The organism is Streptomyces sp. NPDC020192, from assembly GCF_044388685.1.
GTDB lineage: Bacteria > Actinomycetota > Actinomycetes > Streptomycetales > Streptomycetaceae > Streptomyces.
Genome location: NZ_JBIRXG010000001.1, coordinates 394,225 through 410,217 on the forward strand (window position 1 = coordinate 394,225; position 15,993 = coordinate 410,217).

Below are 15,993 nucleotides of genomic sequence, written 5' to 3' on the forward strand. Positions count from 1 at the left end.
ACACCACCCGTGACGCGGGGGCTGTCTTACGGGTGACGGGCGCGGCGGGCTAGGGTGACGTCCGTACACGCACTCGCGGGAGCCCGGACGCACCGGGCTGAGAGGGAGGCTGGCGGCCTCCGACCGTACGAACCTGATCCGGGTCATGCCGGCGAAGGGAGGGGCTGGACGCCCATGTCGTCACGTACGTCCGATACGTCCGACGTCCTCGTCATCGGGGGCGGAATCATCGGCCTGGTCACGGCCTGGCGCGCGGCGCAGCGCGGGCTCGCCACGGCCGTGGTGGACCCCGAGCCCGGCGGCGGGGCCGCGCGGGTCGCGGCCGGGATGCTGGCCGCGGTCACCGAACTGCACTACGGCGAGGAGACCCTGCTCGCCCTGAACCTGGAGTCGGCCCGCCGCTATCCGGGCTTCGCGGCGGAGCTGACCGAGCTGACCGGCCACGACCTCGGCTACCGCCGCTGCGGCACCCTCCAGGTCGCGCTCGACGCCGACGACCGCGCCTACCTGCGCGAACTGCACGCCCTGCAACAGCGTTCCGGCCTGGAGTCGGAGTGGCTGTCCGGGCGGGAGTGCCGGCGTCTGGAACCGATGCTGGCGCCCGGGGTGCGCGGCGGGCTGCGGGTCGACGGCGACCACCAGATCGACCCGCGGCGGCTGGCCACGGCCCTCGTGGTCGCGTGCGAGCGGGCCGGGGTGGTGTTCCACCGCACGTGGGCCGAGCGGCTGGACGTCGTACGGGGCCGGGCCGCCGGGGTCACCACGGCCGACGGCACGGAGCTGCGCGCCGGGCAGGTGGTGCTCGCGGCCGGGAGCCTGAGCGGGCGGCTCGCGGGGGTGCCGGCGGGGCTGCTGCCGCCGGTGCGGCCGGTCAAGGGGCAGGTGCTGCGGCTGACGGCGCCCCGGCGGTACGCGCCGTTCCTGAGCCGTACCGTGCGGGCCATCGTCCGCGGCGGCCATGTCTATCTGGTGCCCCGGGAGAACGGCGAGCTGGTCGTCGGCGCGACCAGCGAGGAGCTGGGCTGGGACACGACGGTCACCGCGGGCGGTGTGTACGAGCTGCTGCGCGACGCCCATGAGCTGGTGCCGGGCATCACCGAGCTGCCGCTCACCGAGACCCGCGCCGGGCTGCGCCCCGGTTCGCCCGACAACGCGCCGCTGCTCGGCCCGTCCGGGCTCGACGGGCTGGTGCTGGCCACCGGGCACTACCGCAACGGGGTGCTGCTCACGCCGGTCACCGGCGACGTGCTGGCCGAGGTGCTGACGGGTGGTCAGTTGCCCGAAGAAGCCCGTCCGTTCACGCCGCAGCGCTTCGGCGCCGTCCTCCAGGAGCAGCCCGCATGAGCGTCTCCGCCACTGTTTCCATCTCCGTCAACGGAGAGCGCCGGGAGATCGTTCCGGGTACCGTGCTCGACTCCGTCGTACGGTCCCTGGTCGCCGCGCCCTCCGGGGTGGCCGCCGCCGTCAACGAGACCGTCGTCCCGCGTACGCGGTGGGCGGCCACGGCGCTGGCCGACGGCGACCGCGTCGAAGTCCTCACCGCCGTGCAGGGAGGCTGAGCCGTGGCCGACGATTCCCTGGTCCTCGGGGGTACGACGTTCTCGTCGCGGCTGATCATGGGTACGGGCGGTGCGCCCAGCCTGGAGGTGCTGGAGCGGGCGCTGATCGCCTCCGGCACGGAGCTGACGACGGTCGCGCTGCGGCGCGTGGACCCCTCCGTGCACGGCTCGGTGCTGTCGGTGCTGGAGAAGCTGGGCATCCGGGTGCTGCCGAACACGGCGGGCTGTTTCACCGCCGGGGAGGCGGTACTGACCGCTCGGCTGGCCCGGGAGGCGCTGGGTACGGATCTGATCAAGCTGGAGGTCATCGCCGACGAACGGACGCTGCTGCCGGATCCGGTGGAGCTGCTGGAGGCGGCGGAGACACTGGTCGACGACGGGTTCACGGTGTTGCCGTACACCAATGACGATCCCGTGCTGGCGCGAAAGCTGGAGGATGTGGGGTGTGCGGCGGTGATGCCGCTGGGCTCTCCGATCGGGTCCGGTCTCGGTATTCGGAACCCTCACAACTTCCAGTTGATCGTGGAGCACGCGCGCGTGCCGGTGATTCTGGATGCGGGGGCCGGTACGGCGTCCGATGTCGCGCTTGCCATGGAGCTGGGGTGTGCCGGGGTGATGCTTGCCTCTGCGGTGACTCGGGCGCAGGAGCCGGAGGTGATGGCCGCCGCTATGAAGCTCGCCGTGGAGGGGGGCCGGCTGGCCCGGCTGGCGGGGCGGATTCCGCGCAGGCACTTCGCGGAAGCCTCCTCCCCCGCCGAAGGACGCGCCCACCTGGATCCCGAGCGCCCGGCCTTCTGATCGCGCGCGAGTCACAGCTGTGCTGCATTCCGTCCCCGGAATCAGCGCACCGTGCGGCACTGTCGGCCGGTCCTCGTAGACTCCCCTCTCGTGGATACGACCCTTCAGGACCCCCTCGTCGGGCAGGTGCTCGACGGCCGTTATCGCGTCGACGCGCGGATCGCGGTCGGCGGGATGGCCACGGTCTACCGGGCCCTGGACACCCGGCTGGACCGCGTTCTCGCGCTGAAGGTGATGCACCCGACGCTCGCGGCCGACGGATCCTTCGTCGAGCGGTTCATCCGGGAGGCGAAGTCGGTCGCCCGGCTGGCGCACCCGAACGTGGTGCAGGTCTTCGACCAGGGGGCCGACGGGTCGTACGTGTACCTGGCGATGGAGTACGTCGCCGGGTGCACCCTGCGGGACGTGCTGCGCGAGCGCGGGGCTCTGCAGCCCCGCGCGGCCCTCGACATCCTCGAGCCCGTTCTCGCCGCGCTCGGCGCCGCGCACCGGGCCGGGTTCGTGCACCGGGACATGAAGCCCGAGAACGTGCTGATAGGCGACGACGGGCGGGTCAAGGTCGCCGACTTCGGCCTGGTCAGGTCCGTGGACACGGTGACCAGCACCACCGGCGCCGTGCTCGGCACCGTGTCGTATCTCGCGCCCGAGCAGATAGAACAGGGCACCGCCGATCCGCGCGTCGACGTGTACGCGTGCGGTGTCGTGCTCTACGAGATGCTGACCGGCGGAAAGCCGCACTCCGGGGGCTCCCCCGCCCAGGTGCTCTACAAGCACATCCACGAGGACGTGCCGCCGCCCTCGGCGCTGGTGCCGGGGCTGGTGGAGGAGCTGGACGGGCTGGTCGCGGCGGCCACCGCGCGCACCCCGGAGCTCCGGCCGCAGGACGCCGTGGCACTGCTCGCCCGGGTGCGCGAGGCACGCCAGGGGCTGAGCGACGAGCAGCTGGACGCGATGCCGCCGCAGGCGCTGTCCGCCGAGCACGACAACGCCGGGGACCGTACGAGTGTGATCCCGCGCTCGCTCACCGTGCCCCGCCCGCTGCCGGTCAACGAGCCGGAGCCCGCCGAGCACACCAGCCGGCTCCAGGCGCCGCCGGTGCCGCCCCGGCGGCCGAAGCGGCTGGTGCTGACGATCGTCGCCGCCGTGCTGCTCGTGTTCGGCGTGGGTGCGGGCGTCTGGTACATCAACTCCGGCCAGTTCACGAAGGTCCCGCTCCTGCTGTCGAAGACCGAGGCACAGGCGCGCGAGCGGCTCAGGGCGGCCGGGCTCGACGTCGGGCAGGTCAAGCGCGAGTACAACGACACCGTCAGGCGCGGCACGGTCATCGGCACCGACCCGGCGCCCGGCGCCCGGATCCGTGGCCATGACGCGGTGACGCTGACCGTCTCGCTGGGCCCGGAGACGGTGAACGTGCCGGACGTGGCGGGCAGGCCGCTGGCCGAGGCGCGGAAGCTGCTGAAGGCGGACGGGCTGGAGCCGGGCATGGTCACGCGGGAGTTCAGCGGGGACGTGGCCGCGGGCTCCGTGATCGGCACGACCCCGCCGGCGGGCACCAGGCGGCACGCGGGCTCGGCGATCGCGCTGACCGTCAGCAAGGGCAGCCCGATCGACGTCCCGGACGTCACCGGTGACGATCCGGCGGACGCCCGGCAGACGCTGACGAACGCCGGGCTGAAGGTGGTCATCGCCCCCGAGCAGGTCAACTCCGAGTACGACAAGGGCAAGGTGGCCCAGCAGAGCCCGGGCAACGGCAGCCAGGCCGCCGCGGGCGACACGGTGACGCTGACGCTGTCCAAGGGCCCGGAGATGGTCCAGGTGCCGGACGTGACCGGGGACAGCGTGGACGACGCCCACAAGGCGCTGGAGGCCGCGGGCTTCAAGGTGAGCGAGGACCGCGGGATCCTCGGGCTGTTCGGGGACACCGTGAAGAAGCAGTCGGTGAAGGGCGGCGACACGGCGCCCAAGGGATCGACGATCACGATCACCATCCGGTGACCGGGGTCACCGGGGAGGGTGGCTCGGTGGCAGGGACGGACATGACACCCTGAACGGGTGAGTCCCGTTCAGTCGTCCCCTCAGTCGTCCCTGCCCCGCAACCCCATCGGCGGTCATGTCCCGGTGGCGGGTGGCCTGCACTCGGTCGGGCTGTCGTACGCCCGTGCGCTGCAGGCGGAGACCGTGCAGGTCTTCGTGGCCAACCCGCGCGGCTGGGCCACGCCCGCGGGGAACGCGAAGCAGGACGAGGCGTTCCGTACGGCCTGTGCCGAGGAGTCGATCCCGGCGTACGTCCACGCGCCCTACCTGATCAACTTCGGCTCCCACACCGAGGCGACCGTGGAGCGGTCGGTGGAGTCGCTGCGGCATTCGCTGCGGCGCGGGCGGGAGATCGGCGCGCTGGGGGTCGTCGTCCACACGGGCAGCGCGACGGGCGGGCGCGAGCGGTCGGCGGCGTTGCGGCAGGTGCGGGAGCGCGTGCTGCCGCTGCTGGACGAGCTGACCCATGACGACGACCCGTTCCTGCTGCTGGAGTCGACGGCGGGCCAGGGCGCCTCGCTCTGCTCCCGCACCTGGGACTTCGGGCCGTACTTCGAGGCGCTGGACGCGCACCCCAAGCTCGGGGTCTGCCTGGACACCTGCCACATCTTCGCCGCCGGGCACGATCTGACCGGCCCGAGCGGCATGCACCAGACCCTCGACCTGCTGGTGGGCACCGTCGGCGAGGGCCGCCTGAAGCTGATCCACGCCAACGACTCCAAGGACGTGGTCGGCGCACACAAGGACCGCCACGAGAACATCGGCGCCGGCCACATCGGCGAGGATCCGTTCCGTGCCCTGATGACCCATCCCGCGACCGAGGGCGTGCCGCTGGTCATCGAGACACCGGGCGGCCAGGCGGGGCACGCGGCGGACGTGGAGCGGCTGAAGAAGCTGCGGGACGGCTGAGCCGCGGCCCGCACCGAGCGCTACAGCTCCGGGCCCTCCCCCGGTTCCTCCTGGTAGGAGTACCGCTGTTCCTTCCAGGGGTCGCCGACGTTGTGGTAGCCGCGTTCCTCCCAGAAGCCGCGGCGGTCGGTCGTCATGTACTCCACGCCCCGGACCCATTTCGGGCCCTTCCAGGCGTACAGGTGGGGCACGATCAGGCGGACCGGGAAGCCGTGCTCGGCGGTGAGGAGTTCGCCGTCCTTGTGCGTCGCGAAGATCGTGCGCTCGGAGGCGAAGTCGGACAGGCGGAGGTTGGAGCTGAAGCCGTACTCCGCCCAGACCATCACATGGGTGACGTCGGGGGCCGGCGGGGCCAGGTCCAGGATCGCGGTGGCGGGGACACCGCCCCACTCGGCACCGGTCATGCTGAACTTCGTGACGCAGTGCAGATCGGCCACCACGGTGGTGTACGGCAGGGCCGTGAACTCCTCGTGGCCCCAGGTGTGCTTGTCGCCGTCGGCGGTGGCGCCGAAGACCCGGAAGTCCCAGCGCTCGGGGCGGAACTTCGGTACGGGCCCGTAGTGCGTGACCGGCCAGCCACGCTGGAGCCGCTGCCCCGGCGGAAGCTCGGCCCCTGCCGTCGCTCCAGACGCTCGCTCCACCGGATGACCCATGTATCCATCCTGACAGACCTCGGGCAGTGCCCTTGACCACCCACCCACCGTTGCGCACGAAACGGACAACAGCCATCAAGACAGGGCCAACTTACTAAGTATCCACTTACTGGACGATCTTCGTTGCCGATGCAATCATGCGGCCGCACACCTCCCCCCGTTCCCCGTGGAAGGAGCCGCTGCGATGCAGGGCGATCCCGAGGTCATCGAATTCCTCAACGAGCAGCTCACCGGCGAGCTGACCGCGATCAACCAGTACTTCCTGCACGCGAAGATGCAGGAGAACCTCGGCTGGTACAAGCTCGCCAAGTACACGCGCCACGAGTCGTTCGACGAGATGAAGCACGCGGAGGTGCTCACCGACCGGATCCTGTTCCTGGACGGGCTGCCCAACTACCAGCGGCTCTTTCACGTCCGCGTCGGGCAGACCGTGAAGGAGATGTTCGAGGCGGACCGGCAGATCGAGGTGGAGGCGATCGACCGGCTCAGGCGGGGCGTCAAGGTGATGCGCGAGAAGGGCGACATCACGTCCGCGAACATCTTCGAGGACATCCTCGCCGACGAGGAGCACCACATCGACTACCTCGACACCCAGCTGGACCTGGTGGAGAAGCTCGGCGAGGCGCTCTACATCTCGCAGATCATCGAGCAGCCGGAGAGCAGCTGACCGGAGTCAGGCGGCCCTCGGGATCCCGGGCTCCTCGGATTCCCCGGGCAGCTCGGCCAGCACCGGCCTGCCCTGGTCGGCCAGCTCGCGGCGGGGGCAGGCGCCGCGGCCGAGGAGGGCCTGGATACGGCGGACGCAGGAGCCGCAGTCCGTGCCGGCCTTGCAGGCGGAGGCTATCTGGCGGGGGGTGCAGGCACCGTCCTCCGCGTGCTGCTTGACCTGGGCCTCGGTGATGCCGAAGCAGCTGCAGACGTACACGCGGATTCACCTCCCGGTGGGATTGCCGTATGACTGCCATCCCCTTGATCGGTGAGGCAAACCTAACCTTACCCGCCGTGCGGGGCCCGCAAAAGTGGGGAGGGGCGCGGATCGTATGTGATCCGCGCCCCAGATCGTTCCCGACCGGTAACCGAGCCCGGTTACTGGTTCCGGTACATCTCGGCGACGAGGAAGGCCAGGTCGAGCGACTGGCTGCGGTTCAGCCGGGGGTCGCAGGCCGTCTCGTAGCGCTGGTGGAGGTCGTCGACGAAGATCTCGTCGCCGCCGCCCACGCACTCGGTGACGTCGTCGCCGGTCAGCTCCACGTGGATGCCGCCCGGGTGGGTGCCGAGCCCCTTGTGGACCTCGAAGAAGCCCTTGACCTCGTCGAGCACGTCGTCGAAGCGGCGGGTCTTGTGCCCGGAGGCCGCCTCGAAGGTGTTGCCGTGCATCGGGTCGGTCACCCAGGCCACCGTGGCGCCGGACGCCGTGACCTTCTCGACCAGCTCGGGGAGCTTGTCGCGGATCTTGTCGGCGCCCATGCGGACGATGAAGGTCAGCCGGCCCGGCTCCCGCTCGGGGTCGAGGCGGTCGATGTACGTCAGCGCCTCCTCGGCCGTCGTCGCCGGGCCGAGCTTGATGCCGATCGGGTTGCGGATCTGCGAGGCGAACTCGATGTGCCCGTGGTCCAGCTGCCGGGTGCGCTCACCGATCCACACCATGTGCGCGGAGACGTCGTACAGCTTGCCGGTGCGGGAGTCGACCCGGGTCAGGGCCGACTCGTAGTCCAGCAGCAGCGCCTCGTGCGAGGAGAACAGCTCGACGGTCTTGAACTCCTCCGGGTCCGTGCCGCAGGCCCGCATGAAGTTCAGCGCGTTGTCGATCTCCCGCGCGAGCTGCTCGTAGCGCTGGCCCGATGGCGAGGTCCTCACGAAGTCCTGGTTCCAGGCGTGCACCTGGCGCAGGTCCGCGTAACCGCCGGTGGTGAAGGCGCGCACCAGGTTCAGCGTGGACGCCGAGGCGTGGTACATGCGCTTCAGCCGCTCGGGGTCCGGGATGCGGGACTCGGGCGTGAAGTCGAAGCCGTTGACGGAGTCGCCCCGGTACACCGGGAGCGTCACGCCGTCGCGGGTCTCCATCGGCTTGGAGCGGGGCTTGGAGTACTGCCCCGCGATCCGGCCGACCTTCACCACGGGCACGGCGGCCGCGTAGGTGAGGACGGCACCCATCTGGAGCAGCGTCTTGAGCTTGTTGCGGATGTGGTCCGCGGACACCGCGTCGAAGGCCTCGGCGCAGTCGCCACCCTGGAGGAGGAACGCCTCTCCCTTGGCGACGGCCGCCATCCGGGCGCGCAGCTGGTCGCACTCGCCCGCGAAGACGAGCGGCGGATACGACTCGAGGTCCGCGATCACTGCGCGCAGAGCCTCGGGGTCGGGGTACTCGGGCTGCTGCGCCGCGGGCAGGTTTCGCCAGGTGTTGCCAGCGCTCGCGCTGGTCTTAGCGTTCACGGTCACCCTCTACACATTACGGGGTGAAGTCACCGGCCCCCTCATTCGCTCATCAAGTGAGACACACGTCCCGAGCAGCGGAAAACGGGCCCCGCGCACAGGGGCCCGTTCCCGGCGGCGGTCAGCCGCAGTTGTGCGCCGCCGAGGTGCTGGACGCGATGACCACGTCCACCCCGGGGGCGGTCAGGTGCACGGCGTCGACCGTGAGGCCGCCGTCCGCCGTCCTGACCTGCTCGTTCACCACGAGCTTGGTGCCCACGACACCGAGGTCGACGGACTCGTTCACGCTGCCGTCGAGCTTGACCGGGACACCGGCCACGGTGAGCGTGAGGTCCGTGCCGCCGGACACCGCGCCGCACGTGCTGGTGGAGACGGCCCTGACCCCGGACACCTCGAGGACGGGGAGACCCGGCAGGCCGACCGTGGCCTCCTCCAGAGACGCCGTGGAGGTGGCGCTGCCGGGTCCGGCCTTGGTGTCGACCCGGGCACACAGCGTCTTCGAGGTGAGCACGACCGTGTTGACGTCGGCCGTGCAGGGCGGGGCCGTGGTGCTCGCCCCCGCGGTGCGCACGGTGCCCGTGTCGGGCGTCGGCGGGACGGACACCACCGGCAGGCCGAGCAGCGAGACGTCGGCCGAGAGGCCGTAGGCCCGCCCGGTGACGTACTGGAGCCGCACGGTGTCGGTGACCTCGGAGGGCAGGTAGCCGTCGTCGCCGGCGAAGGACGCCTTGACCGGGACGGTCGCGTCGGCGGTCAGCGGGGCGTCGGCCGAGGCGATGGTGCACTTCGCCGCGCCCTGGGCGTCCGTCGTGCCGTCGCAGGCCTGGGCGCCGAGCGCGAAGCTCACCTTCTTGTCGGCGACGGGTGCGCCGGCGTCGGTGGTGAGGGTCGCGGACAAGGTGGCCGGGGAGCCGTCGGAGACGGTCTTCGGGCCGGTGTAGGCGAGCTTGGTCGTCTTCTTCTGAGGGGGCGGCGGCGTGCTGCCGGCCCCGACGTCGATGAAGTCGCGGTCGATGCCGATCCGGACGCCGCCGTGGGTCTCGAACAGATCACCCGCGTACTGGTGGACGCGCTGGTGGTCGGCCCAGAGGTTGGCCGGGATCGCCGGGTCGTCGGTCGTCGCCTGATTGTTCCAGCGGGCGGTGTTGATCACGTCCGGCAGGGTGATCCTGCCGGCCGCCGCGACGAGGTCGGGGGTCAGGGACGCCCCGCCGCCGTACGCGCCGGAGCGGTAGCCCAGGTCGTGCAGCCGCTTGGTCCAGGCGTCGAGGTAGGCGAGCACCCGGGAGGTGTTGTCACCGCCGGGCGGGTAGTTCTCCATGTTCTCGTAGATCACCGAGCCCGCGCCGAGGCCCAGCGCCTTCGCCTGCGCGACCGCGTCGTCGGCGGCCGCGCTGCCCTGCGGGGCCGGGTCGGTGATGACCGTGCAGTGGCCGCCGCAGCTGCCCGAGTCGGCGGTGGCCTGCTTGCCGACGTAGATCGGGAGGAAACGCCAGCCGTTGGTGTACTGGGTCTGCACCCACTGGGCGTTGAGGTTCGCCTGGGAGCAGCCGCGGTTCTCGCCGCCGATGTAGACGCCGACGGCCCCGTAGCCGGAGGAGCCCTTCCAGGCGTCCATCGCCGCCTGGCTCGGGGCGGCGCAGGCGTCGAAGCCCGTGCCCTGGTACGAGGTCGCGTCGGCCGGTACGGCGAGCGCGGCCGGCGCGGCGGACGGCGCCGCGGTCCGCGCCGAGGCCACCGGCAGCCCGGCACTGGCGAGCACCCGCTGGATCCCGGCACGGTCACCGCCGTAGCCGGCCGTGACGGTGATGCCGGCGGCGGTCGCGCTGTACGTCCGGGAGGTGGGGTTCTCGGTGACGGCGGTCCTGGTGGCGTTCGAGGGCTGGACGAGCAGCGCCTCGGTGCGACCGGTCACGTCGGCGGGGCAGTTCTGCCGGGCGCCCGGTGTGCCGAGGTACACGGTGTGCCGGTCGAAGCGGACGCAGGTGGCCGGATTCTTGTCGAGGTCGACGACTTTCCAGTCGGCGGGGACGGTGAACGTGTGCCCCCGGTAGTGGATCGCGGTGGTGCCGCCGCCGGTCACGTCCGGCATGGTGGCGGCCTGTGCGGTGGCGAGCGGTGCGGCGCCGAGTGCCGCCGCGGCGGCGAGGACGGTCAGCGCCCGTGCGGCGCGCCGTCTGGTCCGCGAGTGCGGCCGTGATGACAGTGATGTGGAAATGACTTTCTCCTCCCCCGTGGGACGACAGCGGTCCGGGGGAAGACTGGGAGTCAGATCGTGTACGCGTCAATAAATGACGCTCAATTGCCTGTTTTTTCGGCCTACTTCCGTTTGCGGAGCGTCGGCATGCCGGGCGTGAGGGCGGTGTGGGGACGGCGTGAAGCAGCGGGTCGCCGGACGCGCACGGGCCGGGGAAAGCCTCCGGGAAGCGGGTGTCGGACGGATGAACCCGCCAAGGCTTGGCCGGATCGGGTAGGGTGCGGGACATGTTCGCGCACTCACCCATGAACCAGAACTGGTGGTGGACCGCTCATCCGGCGGCCCACTGACTGCGCGTACCCACACTTCGCGAAGGCCGCCCGAGGGGCGGCCTTCGGTGTTTCCAGGGCCGGGCCGTTCCTCCCACCGTCAAGAGGAACCGAGGAGCCATGGACCTGCCCCAACTGCTGGACGACGACCGCCCGTTCGCCCTCCTGCGCCGCCGCGCACCGGGCCGCGACCACGACATGGTCGAGCTGCTGCGGGGCCCCGTCACGGCCCGCGACCGGCTGGCCGACCTCCCCGACGAGGGCCTGGCGCTGGTCCCGTTCCGGCAGATCCGCGAGCGCGGCTTCGACGTCCGCGACGACGCCACCCCGCTGCTGGTGCTGATCCCCGAGGAGTCGTACGAGATCCCGCTGGAACAGGCCCTGGAGCAGCTCCCCCGGCACGAAGTCCGGGTCGAGGGCGGCGGGTTCGACATCGAGGACGAGGAGTACGCCGGGATCGTCGGGCGGGTGCTGGCCGAGGAGATCGGCCGGGGCGAGGGCGCGAACTTCGTGATCCGGCGGACGTACGAGGGCGAGATCCCCGGGTTCGGGCGGGCCGACGCGCTCGCGCTGTTCCGGCGGCTGCTGGCGGGCGAGCGGGGCGCGTACTGGACGTTCGTGGTGCATACGGGAGAGCGGACCCTGGTCGGGGCCAGCCCGGAGGTGCATGTGCGGATGTCGGGCGGGACGGTCGTGATGAACCCGATCAGCGGGACGTACCGCTATCCCGCCGAGGGCCCGACGCCCGAGCACCTGCTGGATTTCCTCGCCGACGGCAAGGAGATCGAGGAGCTGTCGATGGTCGTCGACGAGGAGCTGAAGATGATGTGCACCGTCGGCGACATGGGCGGGGTCGTCGTCGGGCCGCGGCTGAAGGAGATGGCCCACCTCGCGCACACCGAGTACGAGCTGCGCGGAAAGTCCTCCCTGGACGCGCGGGAGGTGCTGAAGGAGACCATGTTCGCGGCGACGGTCACCGGCTCGCCGGTGCAGAACGCGTGCCGGGTGATCGAGCGGTACGAGGCCGGGGGGCGCGGGTACTACGCCGGGGCGCTGGCGCTGCTCGGCCGGGATTCCGGGGGCGCGCAGACCCTGGACTCCCCCATCCTGATCCGCACCGCCGACATCGGCGCGGACGGGCGGCTGCGGGTGCCGGTCGGGGCGACACTCGTACGCGGCTCGGATCCGGCGAGCGAGGTCGCGGAGACGCACGCGAAGGCGGCGGGCGTGCTGGCGGCGCTCGGGGTACGGCCGGCCCGGCCGCGCGAGGAGCGGGAGCGGCCCCGGCTCGCCGACGATCCCCGGGTGCGGGCCGCGCTGGACGGGCGGCGGGCCTCGCTGGCGCCCTTCTGGCTGCGGATGCAGGAGCGGTCCGGGGAACTGGCGGGGCACGCCATGGTCGTCGACGGGGAGGACACCTTCACCGCGATGCTCGCGCACGTGCTGCGCTCCGGCGGCCTCGACGTGACCGTCCGGCGGTTCGACGAGCCGGGACTGCGGGACGCGGTGCTCACGCACGAGGGGCCGGTCGTGCTGGGCCCGGGCCCCGGCGACCCGTCCGAACTGACCGATCCGAAGATGCGGTTCCTGCGGGAGCTGACGGCGACCGTGCTCCGGGAGCACCGGCACGGGGTGCTCGGCGTCTGCCTCGGGCATGAGCTGATCGCGGCCGAGCTGGGGCTGGAGATCGTACGGAAGGACGTGCCGTACCAGGGGGCGCAGACGACCGTGGACCTGTTCGGGCGGGCGGAGACCGTCGGCTTCTACAACAGCTTCGTGGCACGGTGCGACGACGAGGCGGCCCGGGAGCTGGCCGCACACGGGATCGAGGTGAGCCGGGCGGCGAACGGGGAGGTGCACGGGCTGCGCGCGGCGCGCTTCGCGTCGGTGCAGTTCCACCCGGAGTCCGTACTGACGCTCAACGGCCGGGCGATCGTGGCGGAACTGCTGCAGGGAGCACTTCTCCAGCAGCCGTGACGCCGTGACGCCTGCTGTGGGCCGGGCATCCGGCCCACAGCTGCGGCGCTGTTTCAGCCGAAGAAGACCCCGACCTCCTCGTACAGCTTCGGGTCCACGGTCTTCAGCTTGGCCGTGGCCTCGCCGAGCGGGACGCGGACGATGTCGGTGGCGCGCAGGGCGACCATCGTGCCGTAGTCGCCGTCGTGGACGCAGTCGATGGCGTGCAGGCCGAAGCGGGTGGCGAGCCAGCGGTCGAAGGCGCTGGGCGTGCCGCCGCGCTGGACGTGGCCGAGGACCGTGGTGCGGGCCTCCTTGCCGGTGCGCCGCTCGATCTCCTTGGCCAGCCACTCGCCGACCCCGGAGAGCCGGACGTGCCCGAAGGAGTCCAGCGAGCCGTCCTTGAGCACCATGTCGCCGTCCCTCGGCATGGCGCCCTCGGCGACGACCACGATCGGCGCGTACGACGCCTTGAAGCGGGAGGTGACCCAGGCGCAGACCTGCTCGACGTCGAAGCGCTGCTCGGGGACGAGGATGACGTTGGCGCCGCCGGCCAGGCCCGAGTGCAGGGCGATCCAGCCGGCGTGCCGGCCCATCACCTCCACCACCAGGACCCGCATATGGGACTCGGCGGTGGTGTGCAGCCGGTCGATGGCCTCGGTGGCGATGTTGACGGCGGTGTCGAAGCCGAAGGTGTAGTCGGTGGCCGACAGGTCGTTGTCGATCGTCTTGGGCACCCCGACGCAGGGCACCGCGTACTCGTCGGACAGCCGCGCGGCGACGCCCAGGGTGTCCTCGCCGCCGATCGCGATGAGGGCCTGGACGTCGAGCTTGGCCAGGTTGTCCTTGATCCGGCGGATGCCGTTCTCCGCCTTGAGGGGGTTGGTGCGCGAGGAGCCGAGGATGGTGCCGCCGCGGGGCAGGATGCCGCGCACCGCGGGGATGTCGAGACGGACGGTGTCGCCTTCGAGGGGACCCCGCCAGCCGTCCCGGAAGCCGGTGAAGTCATAGCCGTACTCCTGCACGCCCTTGCGGACGATGGCCCGGATGACGGCGTTGAGCCCGGGGCAGTCGCCGCCTCCGGTCAGTACTCCGACCCGCATGGAAAAGTCCCTTCGCCGCGGTTTCCTGACATTTGGTCACGCTAACGGTGACTCAGGTCACACCGGGAGGGGCGGGACGGGTGATTCCGGAGCATGCGCGGGGGCTTCGGGCCGCGCTCGGGGTCACTCGTCGTCGAGGCCGCGCTCGATGGCGTACCGCACCAGCTCGACCCTGTTGTGCAGCTGGAGCTTGCCGAGGGTGTTCTGGACGTGGTTCTGGACCGTGCGGTGGGAGATGACGAGGCGCTCGGCGATCTGCTTGTAGCTCAGCCCCTTGGCGACCAGCCGCAGCACCTCCGTCTCCCGGTCCGTCAGCCGGGGTGCGCCGGGCTGGTCGGCGTCCGGGGCGGGGGCCGGTTCGGAGGCCAGGCGGCGGTACTCGCCGAGGACCAGTCCGGCGAGGCCCGGCGTGAACACCGGGTCGCCCACGGCGGTACGGCGCACGGCGTCCAGCAGTTCCTCGGTGGAGGCCGACTTCAGCAGATAGCCGGTCGCGCCGGACTTCACCGCCTCCAGCACGTCGGCGTGCTCACCGCTCGCGGACAGCACGAGAACGCGCAACGCCGGGTTGTGGCCGACCAGTTCCTTGCAGACCTGGACGCCGGGCTTGGCGGGCAGGTTGAGGTCCAGCACGAGGACGTCGGGGGCGGCGGCCCTGGCCCGGCGCACCGCCTGCTCGCCGTCGCCTGCGGTGGCGACCACCTCGAAGCCGGACTCGGCCAGGTCCCGGGCGACCGCGTCGCGCCACATGGGGTGGTCGTCCACCACCATGACCTTGATCGGGTCCCGCTGCTCGCTCATCGACGCTCCGCCTTCGCCTTCTTCGGTACCTTCAGTTCGACCTCCGTGCCCTGCCCGGGGACGGAGATCAGCTCGGCGCTGCCGCCCAGGTCGCGCAGCCGGCCGCGGATCGACTGGGCGACCCCGAGCCGCCCCTCGCCCTCGGCCTGGGCGAGCCGGCCCTCGGGGATGCCGGGGCCGTCGTCCCGGACGGTCACGACGATCTCGTCCGGCTCGTCCTCGACCAGGATCCAGGCCCGGGCCTCCTCGCCCGCGTGCGCCCGGACGTTGTCCAGGGCGGCGCCCACCGCCGCCGCCAGCTCCCGCGCGGCCGGCCGGGGCAGCCCGACCGGCGCACCGGGCTCGGCCAGGCTCACCCGGGCAGCCGCGTAGGGGGCCAGCAGCTGCCGCAGATCGACCGGACCGTCGTCGTCGGGCTCGTCCACCGCGCGTACGACGGCCCCGGCGGCCGCGTCCTCCGACAGCCGGGACACCGGCAGCAGGCCGCCGGAAACCAGCGTGCGCAGCGCCACCTCCTGCTCCCCGGCCAGCCGGCCCAGCTCGGCCGCCTCGCCGCCGAGGGCCGCACCCCGGCGCTTCACCATCGCCAGCACCTGCAGCACGCTGTCGTGGATGTCCCGGGCCAGCCGCTCCCGCTCCCGGGTCGCGGCCTCGATCTCCAGGGCGCGGGCGAGGGTGCGCTCGGAGGCGCGGGCGACCTCCACGACGTAGCCGATGGCGATGGAGGCCACCCAGACGAGGATCACGTTGTGCACGGTGTCCCGGGCGGGGTGACCGCGCTCGACCAGGTTGACGGCCGCCACGGCGGTGGAGGCGACGGCCGCCCAGCGCCAGCCGCCCTTGATGGCGAAGGCCAGCACCGAGCCGGCGGTCCATATCGACGGCAGGGTGGGGCCGCCGCCCGCGATCCGCTCGTGGTTGTCGGCGAGCGGGGTGAGCAGGATGCCGGTGAGGGCGATGGCCAGGTCGACGGCGAGGAAGCGCTTGGTGCAGGCGGCCTCGCTCGCCACCCTGGGCAGGGTGGCGAGGGTCCACACGGCCAGGACGGCGTAGTAGGCGACGGCGACCCAGGGGCGCACGAAGTGGGAGTACGCCGTGGCGCACAGGCCGATGGCGTACAGCATGGTCAGGACGCGGTAGCCGGCGAGCGCGCGCCACAGCGGCAGCTCGACCGACATCCGCAGGACACGCTCGCGCTTGGGCATCTCCCCCGGCCCCCAG

General features: G+C 71.9%; 15 protein-coding genes and 1 riboswitch. Of the genes, 8 read left to right on the forward strand and 7 right to left on the reverse strand.

The window, feature by feature from the left end; all coding sequences use genetic code 11:
- Window positions 1-65 precede the first annotated feature (65 nt).
- Window positions 66-177: riboswitch (TPP riboswitch) on the forward strand.
- The 5 genes from thiO (at window position 175) to ACH47Z_RS01870 (ending at window position 5,300) form a co-directional block, all read left to right on the forward strand.
- A complete protein-coding gene (thiO, locus tag ACH47Z_RS01850) occupies window positions 175-1,344 on the forward strand; it encodes a glycine oxidase ThiO (protein WP_399069422.1) in 1,170 nt (389 codons plus the stop codon). It overlaps the preceding riboswitch by 3 nt.
- Window positions 1,341-1,559 carry a sulfur carrier protein ThiS gene (gene thiS / locus ACH47Z_RS01855; RefSeq protein WP_399069424.1) on the forward strand — a complete coding sequence of 73 codons (219 nt, stop codon included), beginning with the start codon at window positions 1,341-1,343 and terminating at the stop codon, window positions 1,557-1,559. Before thiO ends, thiS begins: the two co-directional genes overlap by 4 nt.
- Before the next feature lie 3 nt (window positions 1,560-1,562).
- Window positions 1,563-2,357 carry a thiazole synthase gene (locus ACH47Z_RS01860; protein WP_399069425.1) on the forward strand — a complete coding sequence of 265 codons (795 nt, stop codon included), beginning with the start codon at window positions 1,563-1,565 and terminating at the stop codon, window positions 2,355-2,357.
- Window positions 2,358-2,447: 90 nt separating this feature from the next.
- Window positions 2,448-4,352, forward strand: coding sequence for a Stk1 family PASTA domain-containing Ser/Thr kinase (pknB, locus tag ACH47Z_RS01865; protein ID WP_399069427.1), 1,905 nt, complete (start codon window positions 2,448-2,450; stop codon window positions 4,350-4,352).
- A gap of 57 nt (window positions 4,353-4,409) precedes the next feature.
- On the forward strand, window positions 4,410-5,300 hold the full coding sequence (locus ACH47Z_RS01870) for a deoxyribonuclease IV (protein WP_399069429.1): 891 nt from the start codon (window positions 4,410-4,412) through the stop codon (window positions 5,298-5,300).
- Window positions 5,301-5,320: 20 nt separating this feature from the next.
- Here the strand turns inward: ACH47Z_RS01870 and ACH47Z_RS01875 are convergent, their stop codons facing one another.
- Window positions 5,321-5,953: a sulfite oxidase-like oxidoreductase gene (locus ACH47Z_RS01875; RefSeq protein WP_399069431.1), complete on the reverse strand. Its 633-nt coding sequence runs from the start codon at window positions 5,951-5,953 to the stop codon at window positions 5,321-5,323.
- Window positions 5,954-6,137: 184 nt separating this feature from the next.
- On the opposite strand from ACH47Z_RS01875, the gene bfr reads away from it, so the two are divergent.
- Window positions 6,138-6,620 (forward strand): bacterioferritin, encoded by a 483-nt coding sequence (bfr, locus tag ACH47Z_RS01880; protein ID WP_399069433.1) that lies wholly within the window; start codon window positions 6,138-6,140, stop codon window positions 6,618-6,620.
- Between the two features lie 6 nt (window positions 6,621-6,626).
- On the opposite strand, the gene ACH47Z_RS01885 is transcribed toward bfr, so the two are convergent.
- The 3 genes from ACH47Z_RS01885 to ACH47Z_RS01895 form a co-directional block, all read right to left on the reverse strand.
- Window positions 6,627-6,878 (reverse strand): bacterioferritin-associated ferredoxin, encoded by a 252-nt coding sequence (locus tag ACH47Z_RS01885; protein WP_399069435.1) that lies wholly within the window; start codon window positions 6,876-6,878, stop codon window positions 6,627-6,629.
- A 161-nt stretch (window positions 6,879-7,039) separates the two neighbouring features.
- The gene (locus ACH47Z_RS01890) at window positions 7,040-8,392 is read right to left on the reverse strand and encodes a class II 3-deoxy-7-phosphoheptulonate synthase (protein ID WP_399069437.1); all 1,353 of its coding nucleotides are present in this window, start codon (window positions 8,390-8,392) and stop codon (window positions 7,040-7,042) included.
- A 115-nt stretch (window positions 8,393-8,507) separates the two neighbouring features.
- Window positions 8,508-10,478, reverse strand: a complete 1,971-nt coding sequence (locus ACH47Z_RS01895; RefSeq protein ID WP_399069439.1) for a choice-of-anchor P family protein — start codon at window positions 10,476-10,478, stop codon at window positions 8,508-8,510.
- Window positions 10,479-10,870: 392 nt separating this feature from the next.
- Here ACH47Z_RS01895 and ACH47Z_RS01900 point away from each other — a divergent pair, with 392 nt between their 5' ends.
- Entirely contained in the window at window positions 10,871-10,933 is a 63-nt protein-coding gene (locus ACH47Z_RS01900; protein WP_356021349.1) for a trp operon leader peptide, read from the forward strand.
- Between the two features lie 99 nt (window positions 10,934-11,032).
- A complete protein-coding gene (locus tag ACH47Z_RS01905) occupies window positions 11,033-12,889 on the forward strand; it encodes an anthranilate synthase family protein (RefSeq protein WP_399069441.1) in 1,857 nt (618 codons plus the stop codon).
- Between the two features lie 53 nt (window positions 12,890-12,942).
- Here ACH47Z_RS01905 and ACH47Z_RS01910 read toward each other — a convergent pair whose 3' ends face one another.
- From ACH47Z_RS01910 to macS, 3 genes are all read right to left on the reverse strand, one after another.
- On the reverse strand, window positions 12,943-13,971 hold the full coding sequence (locus ACH47Z_RS01910; protein ID WP_399069444.1) for a 6-phosphofructokinase: 1,029 nt from the start codon (window positions 13,969-13,971) through the stop codon (window positions 12,943-12,945).
- Between the two features lie 123 nt (window positions 13,972-14,094).
- Complete coding sequence (locus tag ACH47Z_RS01915; protein WP_399069446.1) at window positions 14,095-14,772, reverse strand: response regulator; 678 nt, start codon at window positions 14,770-14,772, stop codon at window positions 14,095-14,097.
- Complete coding sequence (gene macS, locus ACH47Z_RS01920; RefSeq protein ID WP_399069448.1) at window positions 14,769-15,977, reverse strand: MacS family sensor histidine kinase; 1,209 nt, start codon at window positions 15,975-15,977, stop codon at window positions 14,769-14,771. The genes ACH47Z_RS01915 and macS overlap by 4 nt, the downstream gene beginning before the upstream one ends.
- Between the last annotated feature and the right edge of the window lie 16 nt (window positions 15,978-15,993).

What these genes read in the sequence shown, in the direction of transcription:
- thiO (WP_399069422.1), top strand. Translation starts at nt 175, where the DNA reads ATGTCGTCACGTACGTCCGATACGTCCGACGTCCTCGTCATCGGGGGC.
- thiS (WP_399069424.1), top strand. Translation starts at nt 1,341, where the DNA reads ATGAGCGTCTCCGCCACTGTTTCCATCTCCGTCAACGGAGAGCGCCGG.
- ACH47Z_RS01875 (WP_399069431.1), bottom strand. Translation starts at nt 5,953, where the DNA reads ATGGGTCATCCGGTGGAGCGAGCGTCTGGAGCGACGGCAGGGGCCGAG.
- bfr (WP_399069433.1), top strand. Translation starts at nt 6,138, where the DNA reads ATGCAGGGCGATCCCGAGGTCATCGAATTCCTCAACGAGCAGCTCACC.
- ACH47Z_RS01895 (WP_399069439.1), bottom strand. Translation starts at nt 10,478, where the DNA reads ATGCCGGACGTGACCGGCGGCGGCACCACCGCGATCCACTACCGGGGG.
- ACH47Z_RS01905 (WP_399069441.1), top strand. Translation starts at nt 11,033, where the DNA reads ATGGACCTGCCCCAACTGCTGGACGACGACCGCCCGTTCGCCCTCCTG.
- ACH47Z_RS01910 (WP_399069444.1), bottom strand. Translation starts at nt 13,971, where the DNA reads ATGCGGGTCGGAGTACTGACCGGAGGCGGCGACTGCCCCGGGCTCAAC.
- ACH47Z_RS01915 (WP_399069446.1), bottom strand. Translation starts at nt 14,772, where the DNA reads ATGAGCGAGCAGCGGGACCCGATCAAGGTCATGGTGGTGGACGACCAC.
- macS (WP_399069448.1), bottom strand. Translation starts at nt 15,977, where the DNA reads ATGCCCAAGCGCGAGCGTGTCCTGCGGATGTCGGTCGAGCTGCCGCTG.